Annotated in this window: 23 protein-coding genes and 5 tRNA genes; 15 read left to right on the top strand and 13 right to left on the bottom strand. The window is 59.0% G+C overall.

Features of this window, described 5'->3' with window-relative positions; genetic code table 11:
- Window positions 1-21 precede the first annotated feature (21 nt).
- A complete protein-coding gene (locus tag G6K99_RS13050; RefSeq protein ID WP_371816172.1) occupies window positions 22-1869 on the bottom strand; it encodes a PHA/PHB synthase family protein in 1848 nt (615 codons plus the stop codon).
- A gap of 121 nt (window positions 1870-1990) precedes the next feature.
- On the opposite strand from G6K99_RS13050, the gene G6K99_RS13045 reads away from it, so the two are divergent.
- The 4 genes from G6K99_RS13045 to recJ all read left to right on the top strand — a co-directional run bounded on the left by G6K99_RS13045 (window position 1991) and on the right by recJ (window position 7120).
- Window positions 1991-2395, top strand: a complete 405-nt coding sequence (locus G6K99_RS13045) for a hypothetical protein (RefSeq protein WP_082476304.1) — start codon at window positions 1991-1993, stop codon at window positions 2393-2395.
- Window positions 2396-2524: 129 nt separating this feature from the next.
- The gene (locus G6K99_RS13040) at window positions 2525-3745 is read left to right on the top strand and encodes an LL-diaminopimelate aminotransferase (RefSeq protein WP_062457440.1); all 1221 of its coding nucleotides are present in this window, start codon (window positions 2525-2527) and stop codon (window positions 3743-3745) included.
- 96 nt (window positions 3746-3841) lie between these two features.
- Window positions 3842-5161, top strand: coding sequence for a homoserine dehydrogenase (locus G6K99_RS13035; RefSeq protein WP_174196737.1), 1320 nt, complete (start codon window positions 3842-3844; stop codon window positions 5159-5161).
- A 153-nt stretch (window positions 5162-5314) separates the two neighbouring features.
- Window positions 5315-7120 carry a single-stranded-DNA-specific exonuclease RecJ gene (gene recJ, locus G6K99_RS13030; protein ID WP_174196736.1) on the top strand — a complete coding sequence of 602 codons (1806 nt, stop codon included), beginning with the start codon at window positions 5315-5317 and terminating at the stop codon, window positions 7118-7120.
- A gap of 40 nt (window positions 7121-7160) precedes the next feature.
- Here recJ and G6K99_RS13025 read toward each other — a convergent pair.
- From G6K99_RS13025 to G6K99_RS13005, 5 genes are all read right to left on the bottom strand, one after another.
- A tRNA-Glu gene (locus G6K99_RS13025) sits at window positions 7161-7235 on the bottom strand.
- 151 nt (window positions 7236-7386) lie between these two features.
- Window positions 7387-7461 (bottom strand) — tRNA-Glu (locus tag G6K99_RS13020).
- A gap of 149 nt (window positions 7462-7610) precedes the next feature.
- Window positions 7611-7685 (bottom strand) — tRNA-Glu (locus G6K99_RS13015).
- A gap of 177 nt (window positions 7686-7862) precedes the next feature.
- Window positions 7863-8327: a hypothetical protein gene (locus tag G6K99_RS13010; protein WP_092662154.1), complete on the bottom strand. Its 465-nt coding sequence runs from the start codon at window positions 8325-8327 to the stop codon at window positions 7863-7865.
- Between the two features lie 211 nt (window positions 8328-8538).
- A complete protein-coding gene (locus G6K99_RS13005) occupies window positions 8539-8979 on the bottom strand; it encodes a VOC family protein (protein WP_092662156.1) in 441 nt (146 codons plus the stop codon).
- Between the two features lie 214 nt (window positions 8980-9193).
- On the opposite strand from G6K99_RS13005, the gene G6K99_RS13000 reads away from it, so the two are divergent.
- From G6K99_RS13000 to G6K99_RS12980, 5 genes are all read left to right on the top strand, one after another.
- Window positions 9194-9772: a cold-shock protein gene (locus tag G6K99_RS13000; protein ID WP_062457423.1), complete on the top strand. Its 579-nt coding sequence runs from the start codon at window positions 9194-9196 to the stop codon at window positions 9770-9772.
- An 8-nt stretch (window positions 9773-9780) separates the two neighbouring features.
- Window positions 9781-10266, top strand: coding sequence for a DUF192 domain-containing protein (locus G6K99_RS12995; RefSeq protein ID WP_174196735.1), 486 nt, complete (start codon window positions 9781-9783; stop codon window positions 10264-10266).
- A gap of 115 nt (window positions 10267-10381) precedes the next feature.
- Window positions 10382-10458: transfer RNA gene (locus G6K99_RS12990), tRNA-Pro, on the top strand.
- 72 nt (window positions 10459-10530) lie between these two features.
- Window positions 10531-10836 carry an ETC complex I subunit gene (locus G6K99_RS12985; RefSeq protein WP_062458113.1) on the top strand — a complete coding sequence of 102 codons (306 nt, stop codon included), beginning with the start codon at window positions 10531-10533 and terminating at the stop codon, window positions 10834-10836.
- A 35-nt stretch (window positions 10837-10871) separates the two neighbouring features.
- Window positions 10872-10948 (top strand) — tRNA-Arg (locus G6K99_RS12980).
- A 681-nt stretch (window positions 10949-11629) separates the two neighbouring features.
- Here G6K99_RS12980 and G6K99_RS12975 read toward each other — a convergent pair.
- Window positions 11630-11815, bottom strand: coding sequence for a Flp family type IVb pilin (locus G6K99_RS12975; RefSeq protein ID WP_062457386.1), 186 nt, complete (start codon window positions 11813-11815; stop codon window positions 11630-11632).
- A 606-nt stretch (window positions 11816-12421) separates the two neighbouring features.
- Between G6K99_RS12975 and G6K99_RS12970 the strand changes: the two genes are divergently transcribed.
- The gene (locus G6K99_RS12970) at window positions 12422-13090 is read left to right on the top strand and encodes a hypothetical protein (RefSeq protein ID WP_174196734.1); all 669 of its coding nucleotides are present in this window, start codon (window positions 12422-12424) and stop codon (window positions 13088-13090) included.
- Between the two features lie 93 nt (window positions 13091-13183).
- On the opposite strand, the gene G6K99_RS12965 is transcribed toward G6K99_RS12970, so the two are convergent.
- The 4 genes from G6K99_RS12965 to G6K99_RS12950 form a co-directional block, all read right to left on the bottom strand.
- Window positions 13184-13957 (bottom strand): amino acid ABC transporter ATP-binding protein, encoded by a 774-nt coding sequence (locus G6K99_RS12965; RefSeq protein ID WP_062457380.1) that lies wholly within the window; start codon window positions 13955-13957, stop codon window positions 13184-13186.
- Between the two features lie 14 nt (window positions 13958-13971).
- Window positions 13972-15129 carry an amino acid ABC transporter permease gene (locus tag G6K99_RS12960; RefSeq protein WP_174196733.1) on the bottom strand — a complete coding sequence of 386 codons (1158 nt, stop codon included), beginning with the start codon at window positions 15127-15129 and terminating at the stop codon, window positions 13972-13974.
- 3 nt (window positions 15130-15132) lie between these two features.
- On the bottom strand, window positions 15133-16326 hold the full coding sequence (locus G6K99_RS12955; RefSeq protein WP_062457374.1) for an amino acid ABC transporter permease: 1194 nt from the start codon (window positions 16324-16326) through the stop codon (window positions 15133-15135).
- 119 nt (window positions 16327-16445) lie between these two features.
- Window positions 16446-17468: an amino acid ABC transporter substrate-binding protein gene (locus G6K99_RS12950; RefSeq protein WP_062457371.1), complete on the bottom strand. Its 1023-nt coding sequence runs from the start codon at window positions 17466-17468 to the stop codon at window positions 16446-16448.
- A gap of 350 nt (window positions 17469-17818) precedes the next feature.
- Here G6K99_RS12950 and G6K99_RS12945 point away from each other — a divergent pair, with 350 nt between their 5' ends.
- Window positions 17819-19012: a cystathionine beta-lyase gene (locus G6K99_RS12945; RefSeq protein ID WP_174196732.1), complete on the top strand. Its 1194-nt coding sequence runs from the start codon at window positions 17819-17821 to the stop codon at window positions 19010-19012.
- Between the two features lie 8 nt (window positions 19013-19020).
- Here G6K99_RS12945 and G6K99_RS12940 read toward each other — a convergent pair whose 3' ends face one another.
- Together G6K99_RS12940 and G6K99_RS12935 are read right to left on the bottom strand one after the other, a co-directional pair.
- On the bottom strand, window positions 19021-20184 hold the full coding sequence (locus tag G6K99_RS12940) for an FAD-dependent monooxygenase (protein ID WP_174196731.1): 1164 nt from the start codon (window positions 20182-20184) through the stop codon (window positions 19021-19023).
- Between the two features lie 13 nt (window positions 20185-20197).
- Complete coding sequence (locus tag G6K99_RS12935) at window positions 20198-20443, bottom strand: zinc-finger domain-containing protein (RefSeq protein ID WP_062580399.1); 246 nt, start codon at window positions 20441-20443, stop codon at window positions 20198-20200.
- Between the two features lie 162 nt (window positions 20444-20605).
- On the opposite strand from G6K99_RS12935, the gene G6K99_RS12930 reads away from it, so the two are divergent.
- From G6K99_RS12930 to clpS, 4 genes are all read left to right on the top strand, one after another.
- Window positions 20606-21385 carry an alpha/beta fold hydrolase gene (locus G6K99_RS12930; protein ID WP_174196730.1) on the top strand — a complete coding sequence of 260 codons (780 nt, stop codon included), beginning with the start codon at window positions 20606-20608 and terminating at the stop codon, window positions 21383-21385.
- A 134-nt stretch (window positions 21386-21519) separates the two neighbouring features.
- Window positions 21520-22362 (top strand): serine O-acetyltransferase, encoded by an 843-nt coding sequence (gene cysE / locus G6K99_RS12925; protein WP_092662168.1) that lies wholly within the window; start codon window positions 21520-21522, stop codon window positions 22360-22362.
- A 134-nt stretch (window positions 22363-22496) separates the two neighbouring features.
- A complete protein-coding gene (locus tag G6K99_RS12920) occupies window positions 22497-22700 on the top strand; it encodes a DUF3126 family protein (RefSeq protein ID WP_062457352.1) in 204 nt (67 codons plus the stop codon).
- Between the two features lie 409 nt (window positions 22701-23109).
- Window positions 23110-23463, top strand: a complete 354-nt coding sequence (gene clpS, locus G6K99_RS12915; RefSeq protein WP_062457349.1) for an ATP-dependent Clp protease adapter ClpS — start codon at window positions 23110-23112, stop codon at window positions 23461-23463.
- Window positions 23464-23466: the final 3 nt, after the last annotated feature.

Here is a 23466-nt window from a genome sequence, read left to right as displayed (position 1 = left end):
CTTCTGGAATGCTGGGAAGTGTCAGTCGCGGACGAGAACGTAGGTTCCCGGTGCGTCGGCCAACGCGGTGAGCGCGGACCCGCCGGGCTTTCGGGCCGGCACCTGGTTACCCGCTTTCGGTCCGATCCAGTCCTGCCAATGCGTCCACCACGACCCCTCATGCTCCTGCGAGCCGGCAACCCAGTCCTCCAGCGTGTCCTTCAATTGGCCATCGGTCCAGTATCGGTACTTCCGTCTTTCCGGCGGATTGACGACGCCTGCGATATGGCCGGATCCAGCCAGCACGAAATCGACCGAACCGCCAAACAGCGACGAGCCGAGGAACACGGATTTCGCAGGCGCGATGTGGTCTTCGCTTGTGGCAAGATTATAAACGGGAATGACGATGTCCTTCAGCGACAGGCGCTCCCCGCCAAGCTCCATCAGGCCTTTGGAGAGCTTGTTATCGAGGTAGCAGTTGCGCAGGTAATAGGCGTGGTTGGCAGGTGTCATCCGGGTCGAGTCCGAATTCCAATACAGGAGGTCGAACGGCAGCGGTTCCTGGCCCTTGAGATAGTTGTTGACCACATACGGCCAGATCAGCTCGGACGCACGCAGCATGTTGAATGCCGCCGCCATCTTCGACCCGTCGAAATAGCCGGTCGCGGCCATATAGGTCTCGATCGTCGAAACCTGCGCTTCGTCGACGAAGACCTTGAGGTCGCCCGCATGGGTAAAGTCGACCTGGGTGGCGAGGAACGTCGCCGATGCGATCCTCTTCACGTCTGTCTTGGCGTGGAAGGCGAGGGTGGCGGCCAGCAAGGTTCCGCCGACGCAGTAGCCGATCGCATCGACCTCGTTTTCGCCGGTCGATGTCTCGATCGTCTCGAGCGCAAAATCGATGCCCTCGTGCATGTAGGCTTCCCATCCCTTGGCGGCATGGTGCCTGTCCGGGTTGACCCAGGAGATCACGAACACGGTGTGCCCGCGGTCGACGCACCATTTGATGAAGCTCTTTTGCGGCGTCAGGTCGAGAATGTAGAACTTGTTGATCCAGGGCGGCACGATCACCAGCGGCCGCTTGAAGACCGTGTCCGTCGTCGGTTCGTATTGCAGAACCTCGCAGAGGTCGTTGCGGGCGACGACCTTGCCGGGCGTGAGCGCGATATTGAGGCCGAGCGCAAACTTGGAGGCATCCGTCTGGCGAAGTCTCAGCTCGCCGCCGCCGGCCATGATGTCCTCGGCCAGCATTTTCATACCGGTGACGAGATTGGCTCCGTGCGAGGCGACTGTCGCGCGATAGACTTCGGGATTGGTGATCGCAAAATTTGCAGGCGACAACGCAGCGGTCACCTGCTTCACGTAGAATGCCGCCTTGTGCCGCGTGTGCTCGTCCAGCCCCTGCGCCTCAGCAACCAGCGTCTCGGCCCAGGTAGCGGTAACCGTGAAGACTTGCCGCATGAACGCAAAGAACGGATTCTTCACCCAGTCCTCGTCGGCGAATCGCTTGTCTCTCGGCGGCGCCGCTGGCTCGCTCTCTTGAGGCGCGCCTCCGAATTGCGAGAGCGATCGCGTCCAGATCCCCATATAGCTTGAGAAGAGCAGGGTTTGTGCTTGCAGCGTCCGTTGCGGCTCTGAAATCCAGTACTCGGTGACCTGCGAAAGCGTCTTGATGAGATCACTGAGCGGATCGAGCGCGGGGTCTGGAATATCGCCGCGCTCCCTTGGCGCGAGCCATTCCGATGCGGCCTTGCCGAGGTTTTCCATGGCACGCGCGAAATTCATCGCCATCTCGTGCGGGTCCTTGACGATGTAGGCCTCGACCGCCTTGGGGTCGAAGCCTGGAAATTCCGGACTGCCTGTCCCCTTATCCCCGGAGTTTTGCGCCACGCGAGCCCTCCTCGTCAGCTGTCGTCTGATTTCATTTGTACATTGTGGCTGAAACCGAATACAAGTGCCAGCGGCTAGGCTGCCGGGTAGATGGCCCCGGCGACAGAAAATGGGTACGGACATGGAAAAACTGAGGCGTCGCATCGGCTGGCTACCGCTTTTCATCGGTATCGGCGCCATGCCTCTTGTGTCCGGCTGCAACAGCAACAGCTTTGCGCTGGATGACGGTATTCCCAACACGCCGCCACCGGCCGTCATCACGCAGACCAGGACGGCACCGCCTCCGGGTCCGATCGTCAAGCGCGACACCGGCACATATCCCACATTCGACTATACGCTTCGCGCTGCCAACGAGCAGATCGAAGATGCAGATTACCAGAAGACCGAGCCGCGCATGGCATCGCTTGCCCGAGCCCGCAAGTCCGGCACCATCTCCGAAGCGGAGTATCAGCGTCGTGTGGTCGAGTACCGCAAGCTCGCCACCGATCACGGCAAGGATGCCCAGGCCGATATTACCGGCCAGTAGGGCGACGAGCCGATCCGGCCGGATATTGCTATTGCGTTTGAGGACATTTGGCCGCAAAGCAAAAATGGCATAAAGTGAGGCGCGAGCAGCGGGACGAGCTCTGCTTCGATTTCATCCTTGAGGAACAACATGGAAGAGTTTCATAAAGTCCGGCGTCTGCCGCCCTACGTTTTCGAACAGGTGAACCGTTTGAAAGCAAGCGCGCGAGCGGGTGGCGCGGACATTATCGATCTCGGCATGGGCAATCCCGATCTACCCACTCCGCAGGCGATCGTCGACAAGCTCTGCGAAGTGGTCCAGGATCCGCGCACGCACCGCTACTCCTCCTCCAAGGGCATTCCGGGCCTTCGCCGCGCGCAGGCTGCTTACTATGCACGCCGGTTTGGTGTGAAGCTGAACCCGGATACGCAGGTCGTGGCAACGCTCGGCTCCAAGGAAGGCTTCGCCAACATGGCGCAGGCGATCACCGCGCCCGGTGACGTCATCCTCTGCCCCAATCCGACATACCCTATCCACGCCTTCGGCTTCCTGATGGCGGGCGGCGTGATCCGCTCCATGTCTGTCGAGCCGGACGATAGCTTCTTTCCGCCGCTGGAACGCGCGGTGAAGCATTCGATCCCGAAGCCGCTGGCACTCATCATCAATTACCCATCCAACCCGACCGCGCATATCGCGTCGCTGGATTTCTATAGGGAAGTGATCGCGTTTGCGAAGAAGCACGAGATCATCGTGCTCTCCGATCTTGCCTATTCGGAGATCTACTTCGACGACAACAACCCGCCACCTTCGGTTCTCGAAGTGCCGGGTGCGATGGATGTGGCCGTCGAGTTCACCTCGATGTCGAAAACCTTCTCCATGCCCGGCTGGCGCATGGGCTTTGCTGTCGGCAACGAGCGGCTGATCGCAGCGCTGACGCGCGTCAAATCCTACCTTGATTATGGCGCGTTCACGCCGATCCAGGTGGCTGCAGCCCACGCGCTGAACGGTGACGGTGCCGATATCGCGGAAGTGCGCAGCGTCTACAAGCGTCGCCGTGACGTGATGGTCGAGAGCTTCGGCAAGGCCGGTTTCGACGTACCGCCACCACCGGCGACCATGTTTGCCTGGGCGAAAATTCCGGAAAAGTTCCGCCATCTCGGGAGTCTGGAATTCTCCAAGCTTCTCGTCGAGAAGGCGCACGTTGCCGTCGCACCCGGTGTCGGTTTCGGTGAGATGGGCGACGACTACGTTCGCCTTGCACTGGTCGAAAACGAGCATCGCATTCGCCAGGCTGCCCGCAGCATCAAGAAGTTTCTGTCGACGGCAGACGATACGATGCACAACGTGATTACGCTTAACACGCGTCGCTGACAGCGAACCGGGCCGCCGATCACGATTTGAGGGGCGGCCGTTCTGACCGCCCCATTCTCCCAGATACCAGTCTCCCAAAATACCAGGAAAATCATCATGGCAGATGCCCTCAGAGTCGGCATTGCGGGTCTTGGCACTGTCGGTGCCTCCCTCGTTCGCATCATCCAGACCCGTGCCAACGAATTGGCCATCACCTGCGGACGCCCGATCGAGATTGCCGCCGTGACGGCAAGAGACCGCAGCCGCGACCGCGGGATTGATCTCTCAGGCGTGACCTGGTTCGACAGCGCCGAAGAACTGGCAGCAAACGCTGAGATCGACGTGTTCGTGGAACTGATGGGCGGTGCCGAAGGGGCGGCTGCTGACTCCGTGCGCGCAGCCTTGCGGCGCGGTCTCCACGTGGTGACAGCCAACAAGGCGCTGCTCGCCGCATCCGGCGTCGAACTCGCAAGGATCGCCGAAGAAAACGGCGCACTCCTCAATTTCGAGGCGGCCGTTGCCGGTGGTATCCCGGTCATCAAGGCCCTTCGCGAGTCCCTGACCGGCAACACGATTTCGCGTGTCTACGGCATCATGAACGGCACCTGCAATTACATCCTGACCCGGATGGAGAAGGAGGGCCTGTCCTTTGCCGACTGCCTCAAGGAAGCGCAGCGGCTGGGCTATGCCGAAGCCGATCCGGCCTTCGATATCGAGGGCAACGACACGGCACACAAGCTGGCAATCCTGACGACGCTTGCGTTCGGGACCCAGATCGCGCCCGACGAGATCTATCTCGAAGGCATCACCAATATCTCTATCGACGATATCCACGCGGCCGCCGATCTCGGCTACCGCATCAAGCTTCTCGGCGTCGCGCAGCGCACCGAAACAGGAATCGAGCAGCGCGTTCACCCGACCATGGTACCCCGCGATTCGGTCATCGCGCAGGTCGACGGTGTCACCAATGCGGTCGCGATCGAATCCGATATCCTTGGCGAATTGCTGATGGTCGGCCCCGGTGCCGGCGGCAATGCAACGGCATCCTCGGTGCTCGGTGACATCGCCGACATCGCCAAGAGCCGTCCGGGTGCGCAACAGGTTCCGGTTCTCGGCACACCGGCCGCGTCGCTCACACCTTACAAGCGCGCCCAGATGCAGAGCCACGAAGGCGGTTATTTCATCCGGCTGACCGTTGCCGACCGGACCGGCGTCTTCGCCTCGATCGCTGCCCGCATGGCCGAGAACGCCATCTCGCTGGAATCGATCGTCCAGCGCTCGAAGCCCGATTCGTCCGTGATGTCGAAGACGATCATCCTTGTCACGCACGCGACGATGGAGGACTCGGTCCGCAAGGCCGTCGACGCCATCAAGGCCGAAAGCTATCTGGTTGGCGAGCCGCAGGTCATCCGGATCGAACGGCCCAAGGACATGTGACCCACGCAGCCGTTGAGCCGCACTAGACTGGCCCCAGTGTTTTTTCGCCGAGGCCACGTCCGCTGCCGAAAACAGATTACTGTTGATGCGCCGATGCGCTAAAACGGCTGAATGACCACCCAATCGACCACCTCAATCGCCAGCAGCCTCTCCATGACAACGTCACCGGTCGATCCGGTACCGCGCGCGTTCCTGAACGTAGAGCAATCGGTGAGTGGCCAGCGCTGGGTGTCGCGGCTCGACCAGGCGGCGCAGAACCGCGCGCTTGCCATCAGCCAGATCCATGGCATTCCCGAACTGGTCGCCCGCGTGCTTGCCGGCCGCGGCGTGACGCTCGACGATGCCCCGGCCTTCCTTGATCCGACCATCCGGTCACTGATGCCCGATCCGTTGACGCTGACGGATTGCGACAAGGCTGCAGCAAGACTGGTTGCGGCGATCAACCGACGGGAGCGGGTTGCGATCTTCGGTGATTACGATGTGGATGGCGCGGCCTCTTCCGCGTTGCTCTATCGTTTCCTGACGCATTTCGGTGTCGAGGCCGAGATCTATATTCCGGATCGCATCTTCGAAGGCTACGGACCGAACCCCAATGCGATCCGTCAACTGGTGGCGAACGGCGCGCAGCTGATCGTCACGGTCGACTGCGGCTCGACGAGCCTGGACGCGCTGACAGCGGCCAGGGACGAGGGCTGCGATGTGGTTGTCATCGACCACCACCAGGTCGGTCACGTGCTGCCGCCCTGTGTGGCGCTCGTCAATCCCAACCGCCAGGACGATCTCTCGGGGCAGGGGCATCTCTGCGCGGCGGGAGTCGTGTTTCTGGTCATGGTCGCGACCCTGAAGCAGTTGCGCGAAGGTGGCGATAGCCGCGCACAGTCTCTCGATCTGCTCGGTCTGCTGGATCTGGTGGCGCTGGCAACCGTCTGCGATGTCGTGCCACTAAAGGGGCTGAACCGGGCCTACGTGGTGAAGGGGCTGATCGCCGCCCGTCACATGGTCAATCCGGGACTCACGGCGTTGTTTCGAAAGGCGGGTCTTGGCGGACCGGTGACGCCCTATCATTTCGGCTTCATGATCGGCCCACGTATCAATGCCGGCGGGCGAATCGGCGATGCAGCACTCGGCAGCCGCTTGCTGACATTGGAAGACGATATCAAGGCGGAGGAAATTGCCGGCCGGTTGGACGATCTGAACCGCGAGCGGCAGGCCATGGAAGCCGCCATGCTGGCGGAAGCCGAAGCCGAAGTTCTTGGCGAATACGGTGACGCCGAGGGCGCGTCCGTCATCGTCACGGCGCATGAGAAATGGCATCCGGGCATCGTCGGTCTTCTCGCTGCAAGACTGAAGGAGAAATTCCGGCGGCCTGCCTTCGCGATCGCTTTTGACCCGTCCGGCAAGGGCACCGGTTCCGGCCGTTCGATCAACGGTTTCGACATGGGCCGGATGGTTCGCGGCGCAGTCGAATCAGGGCTTCTGCTAAAAGGTGGCGGTCACGCCATGGCGGCGGGACTGACCGTCGAGCGCGCCAATCTCGGCAAGCTGCGCGCCTATTTCGAGGAAGTGGCGGCTGAGGGCGTTCCGGCGCTTGTTGCCAACCACGTGCTGAAGATCGATGGCGCATTATCGGCATCAGGGGCCACGATTGCGCTGTTCGACCAGCTGGAACTTGCGGGTCCCTACGGGTCTGGCCACGCGCAGCCCGTCTTTGCCATTCCCGCCCATCGTCTGAGAGACGTGCGGCTTGTCGGCACCGCGCATGTGAAGATCACGCTGGAATCACTCGATGGCACGCGTCTGGACGGGATTGCGTTCAGGGCGGCCGAAACGCCGCTCGGCCAGATGCTGCTCAACTCCCGCGGAAAGCAGATCCATGCCGCGGGATGCCTCACGGCCGACCAGTGGCAGGGAAATCGACGGATCCAGCTCAGGCTTCTCGACGCGGTCGAGTCGCGGTGAAAGCCGCAATGTAAAATCAGGGATTGGCAGAAGGGGAAACTGGTACGCCCTAGGGGAGTCGAACCCCTCTTTTCAGAATGAAAATCTGACGTCCTAACCGATAGACGAAGGGCGCGTACAGTGAGCGCTCGTATAGTCAGGCTTGCCCGATCCGGCAAGTAGAAAAATCGATATTTCTCTGTTTTTAAATGAAATAATCCAAGCCAAGGCGTGCCGCGGGAAAACGCGCGAGCGAACAATCCTGAAGATATGGAAGAAGGGGGAAGTGGTACGCCCTAGGGGAGTCGAACCCCTCTTTTCAGAATGAAAATCTGACGTCCTAACCGATAGACGAAGGGCGCGTACAGGAGCGTCTTATAGGGACGATTTTTCAAACAGACAAGCCAAGAAACGGTATTTTTCGGAAGATAAGCAGAGAAAATTGCGCGGCTGGATGCTCCAAGAGAACTTAGAGGTTCTTGTGCATAATCAACAGTTTGAAGGAAGGAACTGGTACGCCCTAGGGGAGTCGAACCCCTCTTTTCAGAATGAAAATCTGACGTCCTAACCGATAGACGAAGGGCGCGTACAGTGAGCGCCCTTATAGAGGCGTGATTTCGTTACCGCAAGCGCAAAAACGATGTTTTTTGCGAAAAATTAGATGCGCGGAAAATGCGGCTTCAGTAAGCGTAAAGCCATGCGAAATCAGCAGCTTATCGGATTTGACCAGCTCGCTCTTTTCGCTCCCGCACGAGGCTGATGGTTAGAGCTGCGCCTGCTGCGACGGGTCCGGCAGCGGCTGGCGGGGCGTGAAGACGCTGCCATGCGCTGCATTGATGCCGCCGGCGGGTGCGGCGACGGCCGTCTGCCCATCGGGGGCAACCGTCGGCGCAGTCGTTGCCGATGGAAATGGGGAGGCGTTGGACGAAAAGATGCTGTAGCTGCTTGCGCGCACGCCGGTCGGTTGCGTCACGAGACCGGCGATGGAGTTCGACGGCTGCTCCGGCGCAGGGGGGAACGCGCCTGGGTCAGCGTTGGCGCCCGGCGCATCAGACGTCGCAGCTGGCGCGGATTTGGCTTGGTGCGCCTGTGTGGAGACGAGAGGATCGACATAGAGGCTGGCGCCGCTCGTGCCGCCTTTGGCAAGCGGTTTTGCCGCGCCATCTGGTTGCTCCGCGGCCACCGCCTCTGCTGACACCGGTTCGGCGTCGGCAACCTTGCGGGTCATCGAGCAACTGCTCATCATTAAAACTGCTATCGCCACTGCGAGGAGCGGAAAACTCGGCCTTGAGATCGATCTTGCTGGCGACACCGGCACGTGATGCCCTTCATGTACGTCGCGGACACTCTGTCGCGAATCATGGAGATGAGCATCACGTGTCCTGTTTCGCTCGGCAAGAGAGGGGCGTTGGCCTTGGTCAGGCCGACGCAAGCCTCAATTACCAGCTGCCGGTATTCGGCATCGATGCCCACGGCTCGGCGACCGGCAGGTTGTCGCCCTTCTGCAGGATCTCGAAGGAAATGCCGTCCGGCGAAAGTACGAAGGCCATCCGACCTTCGCGAGGCGGACGGTTGATCACGATGCCATTGTCCTGCAGGTGCTGGCAGAATGCATAGACGTCGTCGACCTCATAGGCGAGGTGGCCGAAATTGCGTCCGCCCGTGTAATCCTCGCTGTCCCAGTTGTAGGTAAGCTCGATGCACGGCGCCATATTTTCCTTAGCCTGCGAAACGTCGTCGCGTGCAGCCAGAAAGACCAGCGTGAAGCGGCCCTTGTCATTTTCGATGCGGCGGATCTCCTCCAAACCCATCAATGTCTTGTAGAAATGGAGAGACGCGTCGAGATCCTTGACCCGAACCATTGTGTGTAGATAGCGCATGTGTCGCAAGCTCCGCGATGTCGTTGGCAAACTGTCGAGCGGATATGGTGCATTGCAGGAGGTCAGCAAGCCTGGGGCAAGCCGTCAGCCGTAGAAAGATGCTGATAAAGTCCAGACGGGGACTTGCACTGGAGGGTTAACGGGATGTTAATCTAGGCGCGAAGAATCACTTCCACCGTCATGTCGTAACGCGTAATCGAGGGGCCGATAGGATATGGCAGACAGGATATCGTTGAAAGGCGTAGCCGAATACGAGGAATTCGCGGGCGATCCGGTCGAGCTCATCGAAATTACGGGTGTGGTCAAGTGGTTCGATGTTGCGAAGGGGTTCGGCTTCATCGTGCCCGACAACGGTATGCAGGATGTGCTTCTGCATGTGACCTGCCTGAGGCGCGATGGATACCAGACCATCCTTGAAGGCACCCGTATCGTCGCGATGATCCAGAAGCGCGACCGTGGCTATCAGGCCTTCCGCATTCTTTCCATGGATCAGTCGACCGCAGTTCATCCCTCGCAGTTGCCGCCGGTTCGCACCCATGTTCAGGTCACGCCAACGAGCGGCCTGGAACGGGCACTGGTGAAATGGTTCAACCGCACCAAGGGCTTTGGATTCCTGAGCCGCGGTGAGGGGACCGAAGATATCTTCGTCCACATGGAAACGCTGCGCCGCTACGGACTGACAGAGCTCCGTCCCGGCCAGACCGTGCTGGTCCGGTTCGGACCTGGCGACAAGGGCTTGATGGCAGCCGAAATTCATCCCGACAATCCCAACCCTGTAAGCCGGTCACATTGATGTTGAGAATGCAGTCATTCGGGCGGATCACGCCCTTTGCAAAAGGCGCCCTTGCGGCGCTTTTTCTGTTTGTCGCCTACGCTGCCGCAGCCCAGCAGGTCATCTTTCCAAAGGACGAGCTGTCGATCCGCACGGCAGCGGGCGAGACCCATGCCTTTGTGATTGAGCTCGCTCTGACGGACCAGCAGCGCTCGCAGGGCCTGATGTACCGCAAGGAAATGCCTGACGATCACGGCATGCTGTTCGACTTCGGCGAGACACGCCGTGTTTCCATGTGGATGGAAAACACCATCCTGCCGCTCGATATGCTGTTTATCGAAGGCGACGGGACGGTCTCTCATATCCGCGAAAATGCGGTTCCTTACTCTCGTGACGTGATCGATTCGCGGGGACCGGTAAAATTTGTCCTCGAACTGAATGCCGGTCGGACGAAAGCGCTCGGAATCAAGGTTGGTGACAAGGTGGTTTCCAAACGGATCGGCAACGCAGGATAGGTGTTTGGCCGCTTTCCCACAGTTAGTTCGTTAGACAGTTCGAACAATTGGGAAAATCCACTTTTTGCAGTTGCGGGCTGGTAGGGAACCGTGTATCTCGCATTCTTGTAAGGAACGGAGTGTAGCGCAGTCTGGTAGCGCATCTGGTTTGGGACCAGAGGGTCGGGAGTTCGAATCTCTCCACTCCGACCATTGCCTTCAAAAGAGCGTCGCGCTCAGCAGTTGCCGAAGCGTCACGCTAGCAAAAGTCGGATGTTTCAGTTCATGACGGCCAAGATCTATCGTCCCGCAAAAACTGCAATGCAATCTGGCAAAGCCAAGACGCATCTCTGGCTCCTCGAATTCGACCAGGAAGAGCCACGCCGGATCGATCCGATCCTTGGCTATACATCTTCCGGAGACATGAAGCAGCAGGTACGCCTGACCTTTGAAAGTCAGGAACTTGCCGAAGCCTACGCAAAGCGCGAAGGCATCGAATACCGCGTCGTTCAGCCGAAAGAACCTGCGCGTCAAGCTGCTTCCTACACCGACAATTTCCGCTTCAATCGCTCGCAGCCCTGGACGCACTGACATCCTGTCTGCGTTCTGTTAGAAGCGTCTTAGCAGGCCCCTTAGCTCAGCTGGATAGAGCACCTGCCTTCTAAGCAGGTGGTCGCAGGTTCGAATCCTGCAGGGGTCGCCAAAACTATCTCCCAAAAAATTGCGACTGCCGCTTGAGCGAAGGGATATCGCCTTGAGCAAAGCGCTGCTTTGGAGCTGGATATAGAGATCAAGAATCTCTGGCGTATTTCGCCCCGCCCGGCAAGGTCGGTTAACCATTGCTTCATTTTCGAAATCAGACCCTAGAGAAAGCACAACCCTCCAAAGGCCGCAGCCGACGACGACCTGAGTTAACTCGTCGTGTGTTGGTCGGATATCGGCTTGGCGACCCGCCTGTGTGTTCGAGGGTATGAACTACTGATTGAGGCGCGTGAGGCTTTCATCGCGGTTGTGTGCACATGCGATGATGCAAATGTATGACTTTCGCGAGGGTCGATGAGGCCAACAGACGTCCGACTCGGATTTCGCCTTCCGCGTAGGTCCTCGCGAGCACGTCATCCTCAACCTGCGTCAACGGCTCGATTGCGTCGCGCGACCGGGTCGAACAACCGTGACGGCAACAAAAAACCGAACAATGGAGGTCCCATTGTTCGGCGAGTTGAGTGCTGGAACCAAGAGATGGCGTCCGAGCTTTTGGGTACGATCTGGATGTTAACCTGGGGTGAAGACCTCAGGCGAATACTTGAGTGAGAATACCTGCCGGCCAATCGTGCAACGACGTTACCTCATGACCCGACTTGGTTGCATCTCGCAATGCCAGCGATCAGCAAGTGGTAGCAGCGCCGCCGCAGTTCAACTTCTTGCTGAGGTTCGTGAATTGCGTGCTTAGTGCACCGCCGAGCGTCTGTGCACCAGCGATCAGCGCGACAGAGATAAGAGCGGCGATGAGCCCGTATTCGATGGCAGTGGCGCCAGACTCGTCCTTCATAAAGCGTGCAAAAACCGACATGCAAATCCTCCTTGATTCGTGCCGTGGGACAAGGCGTCCCGACGTGCTGTTCTTTTACCGAACGTCAAAAGAGTGTTGCGTTAACAGGATCGGTTAATATGTTCCTATTGGCTAATGTGAGTTCTGAATGGTTAAGAAGTGGTTTTCGTGACCCCCCACGTGTGCTCATCGCCCGCCGGCGACCCGGTCGAACTGGATCCTTTCATTGTAGGATAACGCGTGCTCATGACCAAACCGGGCCTAGCATGCTGCCACCGGTACTCGTGGTGCCAGAGCGTTGCAGTGGGGTAGGACCTACCATTCATTCCACCGCGTACCCAGCCTCACCACGTCATGTTGCGATGCAGCAACATCCGAAGTTCACATCTTCGGGAAACCGATCGTGATCCCGCAATCGCATTTCAGCCGCAAAATCGATTCGAAGCTGCCTCATTCGAGCGTATATTCGCGGCGGTCAGTTCCGTTGCATCGGCAGGGGAAGGCACGTGGCGAAAACGGACCTTTGGGTCTGACAAACTCGCCTCCATCGCATTGAAACGGGTGTTCCGGGTGACCTCGCGGTTGCTTGCGCCTCAACATTGTCTTGAGCCTTCGAGTGGGGATCAAATGAACAGAAGTCTATTGGCCGGCGGCGTCGCGCTGTTTGCGGCAATCTTTGCGGTTGGCCCGTTTTCGGCATTGAGCGCTCATGCGGCGGACAGGCCCGTGATCTGGCAGCCCGTCAAGAATTCGGACAGAAGCTATTCCGTCAAGCTCGGCTTCAGGTTGCCGACGGAGCTGGAGCCCGAGGCGGGCTTCAACGTCGGTGTCGATGCGAAGAAGGACGGGTCGATGAACACGCCGCTTCGGCTGTGGGGCAGCATGAAGATGAAGTCGGTCCAGAGGCCCGCTTACGAGGTCGAACGCAAGATCGGGATCGATTACGACGGATTGGCCGAAACGGCCGCCGTCAGCATGAACTACCACCAAACGCAGATCGTCACGTCGACGATCGATGTCGAGCGCAATGCGAGCTATGTCATGCGCTACGACGGGCTCAATCAGGACTGGAGCGGCCTCGACGCCAACCAGACCCTGCGGCTGTCCCGGTCAAACACGGGCACAGCCGTCGTCGTCCGCGCAACGGCGATCGATACGTTTCGCATCGGCGGCGCGGGCCTGGGACTCGAGCAGAAACTGGGAGACAGCCTGACACTCAGCGGCTCCGTCGATCGCTATTCAGACGCGACCGCAGCAGTAACCAGCGTCAATGCCCGCTATTCATTCCAGTGGTGATGGCGCCCTGACGATTGTTTCGACGGGAAACGAAAAAGGGGCGCTCGCGGCGCCCCTTTTCTTTTGCAGGTCATTCCCGTTGGCGCAGTCTGCCTAGTGCAGGATCTGGCTAAGGAACAGTCTGGTGCGCTCGTGCTGCGGATTGTCGAAGAACTCCGCCGGTGAATTCTCTTCGACGATCTGTCCCTGGTCCATGAAGATCACCCGGTTGGCGACCTGGCGGGCAAAGCCCATTTCATGGGTGACGCACATCATGGTCATGCCTTCTTCGGCAAGGCCAACCATCGTATCGAGCACTTCCTTGACCATTTCAGGATCGAGAGCCGAGGTCGGTTCGTCGAACAGCATGATCTTCGGCTTCATGCACAGCGAGCGGGCAATCGCCACACGCTGCTGCTGACCGCCGGAGAGCTGGCCCGGATACTTATGGGCCTGTTCCGGAATCTTGACACGCTTGAGGTAGTGCATCGCCACTTCCTCGGCTTCCTTCTTCGGCATCTTGCGAACCCAGATCGGTGCAAGCGTGCAGTTCTCAAGGATCGTCAGGTGCGGGAAGAGGTTGAAGTGCTGGAACACCATGCCGACTTCTCGCCGCACTTCGTCGATCTTTTTCAGATCGTTGGTAAGTTCGATATTGTCGACGACAATGCTGCCCGACTGATGTTCCTCGAGGCGGTTGATACAGCGGATCATCGTCGATTTTCCGGAGCCTGACGGCCCGGCGATGACGATGCGTTCGCCTTTCATCACCTTGAGATTGATGTCGCGCAGCACGTGAAAATCGCCATACCACTTGTTCATGCCGATGATCTCGACAGCGACATCCGTGGAGGAGACGGTGAGGTTTTTGGGTTGGGCGTCAGCCATTGTTTTTCCCCTTGTTATCGCTTGTGGCCGGTATCGAGATGCCGTTCCATAAAGGCGGAATAGCGTGACATGCCGAAGCAGAAAATCCAGTAGATAAGACCAGCGAACACGAGGCCGGTAAGCGGCGTCATGGGCGTGATCCAGGTCGTATCCGTAAAGTTGAGCCTGATGATGTTCAAGAGGTCGAACATGCCGATGATGGCAACGAGCGACGTATCCTTGAACAGGCCGATGAAGGTGTTGACGATGCCAGGGATCACGAGCTTGATCGCCTGTGGAAGGACGATCAGGCGGGTTTTCTGCCAGTAGCTGAGGCCGAGCGAATCGGCACCTTCGCCCTGACCTTTCGGAATAGCCTGCAGGCCGCCACGAATGACTTCTGCCATATAGGCGGAGGCAAACAGCGACACACCGATCACGGCGCGCAGGAAGTTGTCGATGCTCCAGCCGGTGGGCAGGAACAGAGGCAGCATCACGTTTGCCATGAAGAGAACCATGACAAGCGGTACGCCGCGGATCACCTCAATGAAGACGACGCAGAGCGTCTTCAATACGCGCATGTTGGAACGCCGTCCGAGCGCCAAAAGGATGCCGACGGGGAAGGAGACCGCGATGCCGACGAAGGAGAGGATCAGCGTCACCATCATGCCGCCCCAGAGCGGGGTCTCGACCCGCTGCAGGCCAAGAACATTGCCATGCATGAGGAAGAACGAGACGACCGGGTAGACGAGAAACAGCAGAACGGCGTTCAGCGGCTTGTACGGCAGTTTCGGAATGAGGAGAGGCACGAGCAGCACGATCAGCATGAACCCGACCAGCATGACGCGCCAGCGCTCCTCGATCGGGTAGCGGCCGAACATGAACTGCTGGAACCGGTCACCGACAAACGCCCAGCATGCGCCTTTCCAGCCATCCGGCTGGGTGCCGCCTTGGACGACGGTGGCGCAGACCGAGCGATCGGCACCGACCCAACTCGCATTGATGAACAGCCAGTTGATGATGCCGGGCAGGGCGAAAGCCAGCAATGCGATGGCGACGATGGTCAGCACCACATCCTTTGGCGTTGCCAGGAGATTGGTCCGGATCCAGCCGCTTGCCGAACTGGCGCTGACCGGCGGCGGTTCCGGTGCAATCATGTCATTGCGAACGTAAGAGAGCTTGTGTGTAGACATGTCTTATCTCTCCACCAGAGCCATCTTGGCGTTGAACCAGTTCATGAACAGCGATGTCGCGATGCTGATGCTTAGATAGATGGTGAGCATGATCGTGATCATCTCGACAGCCTGACCGGTCTGGTTGAGCGAGGTGCTCCCGGTCGAAAACAGTTCGGGAAAACCGATTGCAACGCCGAGAGACGAGTTTTTGGTCAGGTTGAGATACTGGCTTGTCAGCGGTGGAATGATGATGCGGAAAGCCTGCGGTACGACAACCAGTCTGGTGATCTTGCCCGGCTGGACGCCGAGTGCAGCGGCGGCTTCCGTCTGTCCCTTGCCGACGCCCTTGATGCCGGCTCGGATGATTTCCGCGATAAACGCTGCCGTGTAGAGCGAAAGCGCCAGATATAGCGCCACAAATTCCGGACGGATATTGGCGCCGCCGGAAAGATTGAAACGACCTTCGACGGGATAGTCGAAGGTCAGCGGCGAACCCATGGCGATGAATCCGAGAAGCGGCAGACCGATGATGATGGCGGCGGAGATCCAGCCGTTGGGCAATTGCTGCCCGGTTGCCATCTGGCGCTTGACCGACCACGTGCGGAAGACGAACGCGACAACGATGCCGACGAGAATGGCAACCGGAAGGATCCACGCGCCTTCGCCCCAGATCGTTGCCGGAAAGGTCAGGCCACGGTTGCTGAGGAAGGTCGAGAGCGGGCCCTGGATAGCATCACGCGGCTGCGGCAGAATGGCGAGAACGCCGGAATACCAGAAGAAAATGACCAGCAGCGGCGGAATGTTTCTGAACACCTCGACATAGACGGTGCAGAGCTTGGCGATCAGCCAGTTTTTCGACAGGCGACCGATACCGATGATGAAGCCGACGATGGTTGCTGTGATGATTCCGGTGACAGCGACCATCATCGTGTTCAGGAAGCCGACCAGGATCGCCCTGCCATAGGTCGAGTCGCTCGTGTAGGCGATCAGGGATTGCCCGATATCGAAGCCTGAGCGACCAGCGAGGAAGCCAAACCCGGTGGCGGTGTTGCTGCGGGCAAGGTTGACACTGACATTGTGTGCGATCGACCAGACGAGCGCAACGAGAATGACCAGCGTCAGCACCTGGAAGAAGATGCTCCGCGCTTTTGGATCGTAAATGAGTGACGTGGACGCGCGCTTAGTAGCAGGCGCACGGATCGAGTTGTCCGTCATGCTTTGCCAATCCCCTGTGACCCGTTGTGGGCCCTTATTGTTTTTGATTCTTATTGATCGTGGAGAATGTCTCGCAGGGCGGACGGAGCCACCCTGCGAGACGTCAGTCTATCAGTCGATTAACGGATCGGCGGTGCGAACTGCAGGCCACCCTTGCTCCACAGAGCATTCAGGCCACGTGCGATCTTCAGCGGGCTGCCGGAACCGATATTGCGCTCGAAGACGTCGCCGTAGTTACCGACGCCCTTGACGATGTTGTAGGCCCATTCGTTGGTCAGGCCGAGATCGGTACCGACCTTGGTGTCCTTCTCGGTGCCGAGGAAGCGGCGGATATCCGGGTTGGTCGAGTTCTTCATCTCGTCGATATTGGCCTGGGTGATGCCGAATTCTTCGGCCTGAACCAGGGCGTAGCCTGTCCACGAAACGATATCGAACCACTTGTCGTCGCCCTGGCGAACGGCTGGGCCAAGCGGCTCCTTGGAGATGATTTCCGGAAGAATGACGTGTTCGTCAGGGTTCGACAGCGCGAGACGCGTTGCATAAAGGCCCGACTGGTCCGTCGTGTAGACGTCGCAACGGCCGGCCTGGTAGGCGGCGTTTACTTCTTCGAGCTTTTCGAAGACGACCGGGTTGTACTGGAGGTTGTTGGACTTGAAGTAGTCGGCGAGGTTGAGTTCGGTTGTCGTGCCCGACTGAACGCAGACGGCAGCGCCGGACAGTTCAAGCGCCGACTTCACGTTCAGGCTCTTCGGAACCATGAAGCCCTGGCCGTCGTAGTAGTTGACGTAGCGGAAGTTGAAACCGAGCGCGGTATCGCGGCTGATGGTCCAGGTGGTGTTACGTGCGAGCACGTCGACTTCACCCGACTGCAGTGCCGTGAAGCGGCTCTGGGCCGTGGTCGGCGTGTACTTCACCTTCGTTGCATCACCGAAAACCGCAGCTGCGACGGCCTTGCAGAAATCGACGTCGAAGCCTTTCCAAGCGCCGGCCGAATCCGGCTGCGCGAAGCCGGCCAGACCGGTGTTGACGCCGCACTGAACGAAGCCCTTCGCCTTGACATCATCAAGCGTGGCCGCGGAAGCTGCCGAGGCAAAGCCAAGGACCGCTGCGCCAAACGCGGCAGACAAAAGCGTCTTTTTCATTTTCCCAACCTTATCTGTTGTTTTGTGTGATCTCTCGACACAGGCCGTTCCCCTGATTTTATGAATACGACCGGTCCCCCGCTGACCTCCCGGCGCGGGTGTTTATATCTCATTCGGAAACGAAGGCAGGGTCAAGGGCCACCCGTTCAAATTGCGTCCAAATTACGGTGTATTAGACTTTACCGCCTACGCGCTGGGCAAATGCTCAAGTTGTGTGCGAGTTGTGGCGGTTTTTATACCGAACGAGCATGCTAATATTGCACCGGTACTGGGAATTGGGCAGCGGGGTTGACCAGCCTGGAGGGCGGCGGCAAAACTGGCGCCATTGTCAACGAAAGTGCATTCCGGACATGTCCCAGAAAGATAAACTGATCGAAGAAGCGGGTCAGAATACGCGCCTTGCGCATATCGGAAACGATCCACGCGCGTATCATGGCTTCGTCAACCCGCCTGTCGTCAAAGGTTCCACGGTCCTTTTCCCGAATGCCGAAGCGATGGAAAAGCGCAGCCAGCCATACACCTATGGAACCCGCGCGACCCCGACGACGGACGCCCTGTGCGCTGCGTTCGACCAACTCGAGGGTTCTGCGGGTACGATCCTCGTTCCATCGGGACTGGCTGCGATCTCAATCCCGTTCCTGGCTTACCTGTCATCGGGCGATCACGCGCTGATCGTCGACTCGGTCTACACGCCCTGCCGGACTTTCTGTGACACGATGCTCACGAGACTGGGGATCGACGTCGAGTACTATGATCCGGAGATCGGGGCAGACATCACCAAGCTGATGAGGCCGAACACCAAACTCGTTCATACGGAAGCGCCCGGCTCGAATACGTTCGAGATGCAGGACATCCGCGCAATCACGGACGCTGTGCACGCCTATTCCGCAGACGTCGTGGTGACGCTGGACAACACCTGGGCGACACCGCTTTATTTTCGTCCGCTCGACTTCGGCGTCGACGTCTCGATCCATGCGACCACGAAGTACCCGTCCGGGCATTCGGATATCGTCATGGGTTCGGTGTCGGCCAATGCGAAGCATTTTCCGGCTCTTGAGGCCGCGCGGGTTGCAATGGGCATCTGCGGTGCGCCGGAAGATTCCTACCTGATCCTGCGTGGCCTGAGAACGATGGGTCTGCGGCTGGACCAGCATCAAAAAAGCGCCCTTGAAATCGCCGAGTGGCTGGAAGGTCGCGACGGCGTTGCGCGCGTCCTGCATCCGGCGTTGCCAAGCTTTCCTGGCCACGAGATCTGGAAGCGTGACTTCAAGGGATCGAGCGGGATCTTCTCCTTCGTGCTGCAGGCCGAGCCTGAGAGGGCGAAGGCCAAGGCGCACGCCTTCCTCGATGCCCTGAGCTTTTTCGGCCTCGGTTACTCCTGGGGAGGATACGAAAGCCTTGCTCTGGTCGTAAATCTTTCCGACCGCACCATCTGCAAGCAGCCCACCGAGGGTGCAGTCATCAGGCTTCAGATCGGTCTCGAAGACGTGCCTGATCTCAAGAAAGATCTTGAAGCGGGGTTTGCCGCGGCGGCCGCGGTCTGATCGCGTCGCTACTCGGCGTCGAAACCGTAGAGCCAATCCAGATCCGCCGCGAGCGATTGCGGCGGACGCATTGAGAGAACAAAGTTGCGACCGAGCTTCAGCGGGCCGCGCGCATGATAGGCAAAGCGGTTGAATTCCCCGCGTGCTCGCACCTTGGCGACGCGACCGGCCCGTTCGGTCTCGTAGGCTGATAGCGCCTGTGTGAGCGAGGGCAGGGCGGCCACGCGGTTTGCCAGGATGAACGCGTCTTCGATTGCCATCGCCGCGCCTTGGGCCGCAAAGGGCAGCATCGCATGGGCGGCGTCGCCGATCAGAACAAGATCGCGGCCATTGTGCCAACGGCCCGGGGTCACCTGATAGAGCGGCCAGAACGTCGGCTTGTCAGACGCGGCCAGTGTTTCGGCTATGCTCGGATGCCATCCTCTGAAATGACGCAGCAGCAGGTCTTTCTGGGCAGAGCTTGCCTCGGTATTCCACCGATGTCCGGGGTTGATGCCGGACGCGATGGCGACGATGTTGAAACTATCCTTCTCCTTCAGCGGATAGGCCACAATGTGTGCCGAAGGTCCGAGAAATGCACTGACAGCATTCGGCTTCAGCCAGGAAGGTGCCGCGCTCTTGGAAACCATGAAGCGCCAGGCGACACTGTTGGAAAAAACGGCTTCCGGATTTTTGGGAATTGCGGAGCGAATGCCAGACCAGACTCCATCTGCGGCGACGATCAGGTCATGGTGGCGTCCGGAGATCTCCGCCAGTTCGTCTCGAACGGCGCTCCCAATCTTCGAGCCCAGCCGAAGCGTGCAGAGCGGGTTGGCGTTCACGGCGTGGAGAAGCGCGTCTTGCAGCGTTGCCCTATGGAGGACGCCATAGGGCGATCCCCACCGCTCGCGGGCGAACCGGCCGGATGGCACATAGGCCAGCCGATGAAGCGAACGGCCCGAAACGAGCTGCACTTCGTCAGGTTCTGTCCACAACCGTTCCAGATCGCCAAGTACGCCAAGCTTGCTCAGCACGCGCGAAGCGTTCGGCGACAGCTGGAGTCCAGCGCCGACTTCCTGAAGGGAAGGCGCCTGCTCGAAGATGTCGCAGGTGATGCCATGGCGCGCAAACGCGAGCGCAGCGGTGAGACCCGCCATGCCCGCACCCACGATCGCTACTGTCTCGACAGCCATTTCTGGCTGCCGATCAGGCGGCCTTGACGTTGAAGACGCAGCCCGGAGGGTCGGTCTGTTCGGCCTTCAGGGTAGGGTTGTATTTGTACAGAGTGGAACAGTAGGAGCAGACTTTTTCGACTTCGTCGCCCATGTCGATAAAGATGTGCGGATGATCGTAAGGAACGGATGCACCAGTGCACATGAATTCCTTCACGCCGATCTGGATCGACGGGAAACCGCCGTCGTTCTGGAAATGGGGAATGCTGTGGCCGGCCATGGTCGTCTCCAATGCGTACAATAGGGCACGTCTGATTTGGCGCGGACATTACCGCCGCCGCATTCAAAAGTGTAGTGCAAAAACCGCGATGCGAGGTGTCTTTCAGGGTTCAATCGCAAGCACCGATATCTTATGGTCCGCCGCCAAAACAGGATATCCCAGATGAACCTCAATGCCCCGGCCTTTTCCACCTTCAGCCATGACGGCCTGAGCCTCTCCTATCTGGATGAGGGGGATCCGGCGGGCGATCCTGTCCTGCTCATCCACGGTTTCGCTTCCAGCGCGACCGTGAACTGGGTGCATCCGGGATGGGTAAAGACGCTCGGCGATGCCGGTTACAGGGTGATCGCCATGGACAATCGCGGCCATGGCGGCAGTGACAAGCCGACCGATCCGGACGCCTATCGCCCTTGGGTGATGGCAGCGGATTGTGTTGCTCTGCTCGATCACCTGCGCATCCCGGCAGCGCATCTGTTCGGCTATTCGATGGGCGCGCGTATCTCGGTGTTTGCAGCGCTCAACGATCCGGACAGGGTCCGGTCGCTGGTGCTCGGCGGTCTCGGAATCGGCATGACGGACGGGGTCGGTGACTGGGATCCGATCGCGGATGCGCTCTTGGCGCCCTCGCTTGAGAGCGTCAGCCATGATCGCGGCCGTATGTTCCGCGCCTTTGCCGACCAGACGAAAAGCGACAAGCAGGCACTCGCCGCCTGTATCCGCGGTTCGCGCGATCTGGTCGAACGCAGCGATATGGGCAAGATCGACGTTCCTACGCTGATCGGCGTTGGGACGAAGGACGATATCGCGGGTTCACCGCAGGATCTGGCCGATCTGATGCCGAATGCGACAGCGCTCGATATTCCCGGTCGTGACCACATGCTTGCGGTCGGCGACAGAGTTTTCAAGAAAGCGGTACTGGAGTTTTACGCGGCGCAGGCCTGAGCCCGGCTCCGCCACGGATTGGCAAGACTTCATGTTTCCTTGAATTAACGATCAACGAAATGCGATTTCGCCGGCGTTGGTGTTGTCGTAAATCTAATCTATATATTGTGGCTTACGCCAAAGAGGAGACGGCCATGGCCGCGAGAACCGAAGTTCGCCAGACCGAGGACATTCGCCAGACCGATAGTGTCGCTAGCGTCGACCCCATATGGGACACGCTGCGGCAGGAAGCACGCGTCGCAATCGACCAGGACCCGTTGCTGGCCGCCTTCCTCTATTCAACCGTCCTGAACCACCGTTCGCTGGAAGAATGCGTCGTTCATCGGATCTGCGAACGGCTCGATCATCCCGATCTGCAGGCCGTCCTGCTGCGGCAGACATTCATGGAAATGCTGGACGAATGGCCGGATTGGGGTGCTATTCTGCGCGTCGATATCCAGGCCGTCTATGACCGCGACCCTGCCTGCCTGCGTTTCGTCGAGCCAGTCCTCTACTTCAAGGGATTTCACGCCATCCAGACGCATCGCTTGGCGCACTGGCTGTTTTACCGCGGCCGTCGCGACTTCGCGCTCTATCTGCAAAGCCGCGCCTCAAGTGTCTTCCAGACAGACATCAATCCGGCGGCTCAGATCGGTAAGGGGATCTTCCTCGACCACGCGACCGGGCTTGTCGTCGGCGAAACCGCGATCATCGGGGACAATGTCTCCATCCTGCATGGGGTCACTCTCGGTGGCACCGGTAAGGAGGGCGCAGATCGTCACCCAAAGATCGGCAACGGCGTGCTGATCGGCGCAGGCGCAAAGATCCTCGGCAATATCGAGGTTGGTGCCTGCTCGCGTGTGGCGGCGGGCTCCGTCGTCCTCAAAGCTGTTCCGGAGAAATCCACCGTCGCCGGTGTTCCGGCAAAGGTCGTCGGGACCGCGGGTTGCTCCGAGCCGGCACGCCTGATGGACCAGCTTCTGCGCGCCGAGGACTAGTCCGCGCCCGGACCTACTTGTTCCAGGAAAACTCGGGGCAGGGTCGTGCGGTGTAGAGAACGGCGGCTTTACTTTCGCCTTTCTCCCGTGCCAAAAGCGCATCGATTTGATCGCAAAATCTGACGGAGAAGATCGTGAACCCCGACGAAATCAAGAAGATCGACGACTATTTCAAGCGCCTTCTGAACCCCCAGATCGTCGTCAAGGCGCGTCCCCGCAAGAACGATTCTGCCGAAGTCTATCTTGGTGATGAATTTCTCGGCGTCGTCTATCTGGATGACGAAGATGGAGAGCGTTCCTACAATTTCTCCATGGCGATCCTCGACGTCGATCTTTGATCGCAGGATCCGACTGGTTTTCAAGAAAAGTTGTCGAGAGGCCCTCCGTGGGCCTCTTTTGTTTTGGACGTAAGCCTCGAGCATGCAAGCTTCATTAGCATCTACTCTTCGACGGAATTGTGAGCGACAGGCGATCGCCGTTCGCGCGTCGGATCCGTACGCATGAAGCTGCAGCGTCTGAGGCTGTGGCCATGATGCCGCCCGCCTTTTGGGTCAGTATGGCGGCAGAATTTGAGTTGCCGAATGTGGTACTTTTGGCTCGTCGCGAGCCCCTCTCGGCGGAATAGTGATTGCACAGCGGGAAAGGGGGCTTAAAATCCTTTCCCAAAGAACTACCTTTAGCAAGACTGAAGTCCTGTCGACCGGTTGTTCGCTATACCGCCGCTGGATGACTAGGGAATGAAAGACGATGATCGCACTGCCGATCTTGATGGAAAATGAAAAGAACGGCGACGGAGACAACGCGGGCCGCGGAACCTCCGTCATCACGCGAACGAAACCGAAAACCAAACGGCCTAACCTGTACCGCGTTCTCCTTCTGAATGACGACTACACGCCAATGGAGTTCGTCATCCATATTCTGGAGCGTTTTTTCCAGAAGGACCGCGATGCGGCAACGATTATCATGCTCCACGTCCATAACCATGGCGTCGGAGAATGCGGAATTTTCACCTATGAAGTAGCGGAAACCAAGGTGTCCCAGGTCATGGACTTCGCCCGGCAACACCAGCATCCGCTGCAATGTGTCATGGAAAAGAAGTGAGGA

This window comes from Neorhizobium sp. AL 9.2.2, assembly GCF_013317225.1.
Taxonomy (GTDB): domain Bacteria; phylum Pseudomonadota; class Alphaproteobacteria; order Rhizobiales; family Rhizobiaceae; genus Neorhizobium; species Neorhizobium soli.
The sequence above is the reverse complement of the archived record's forward strand: the minus strand, read 5'-3'. Positions and strand labels throughout refer to the sequence as shown.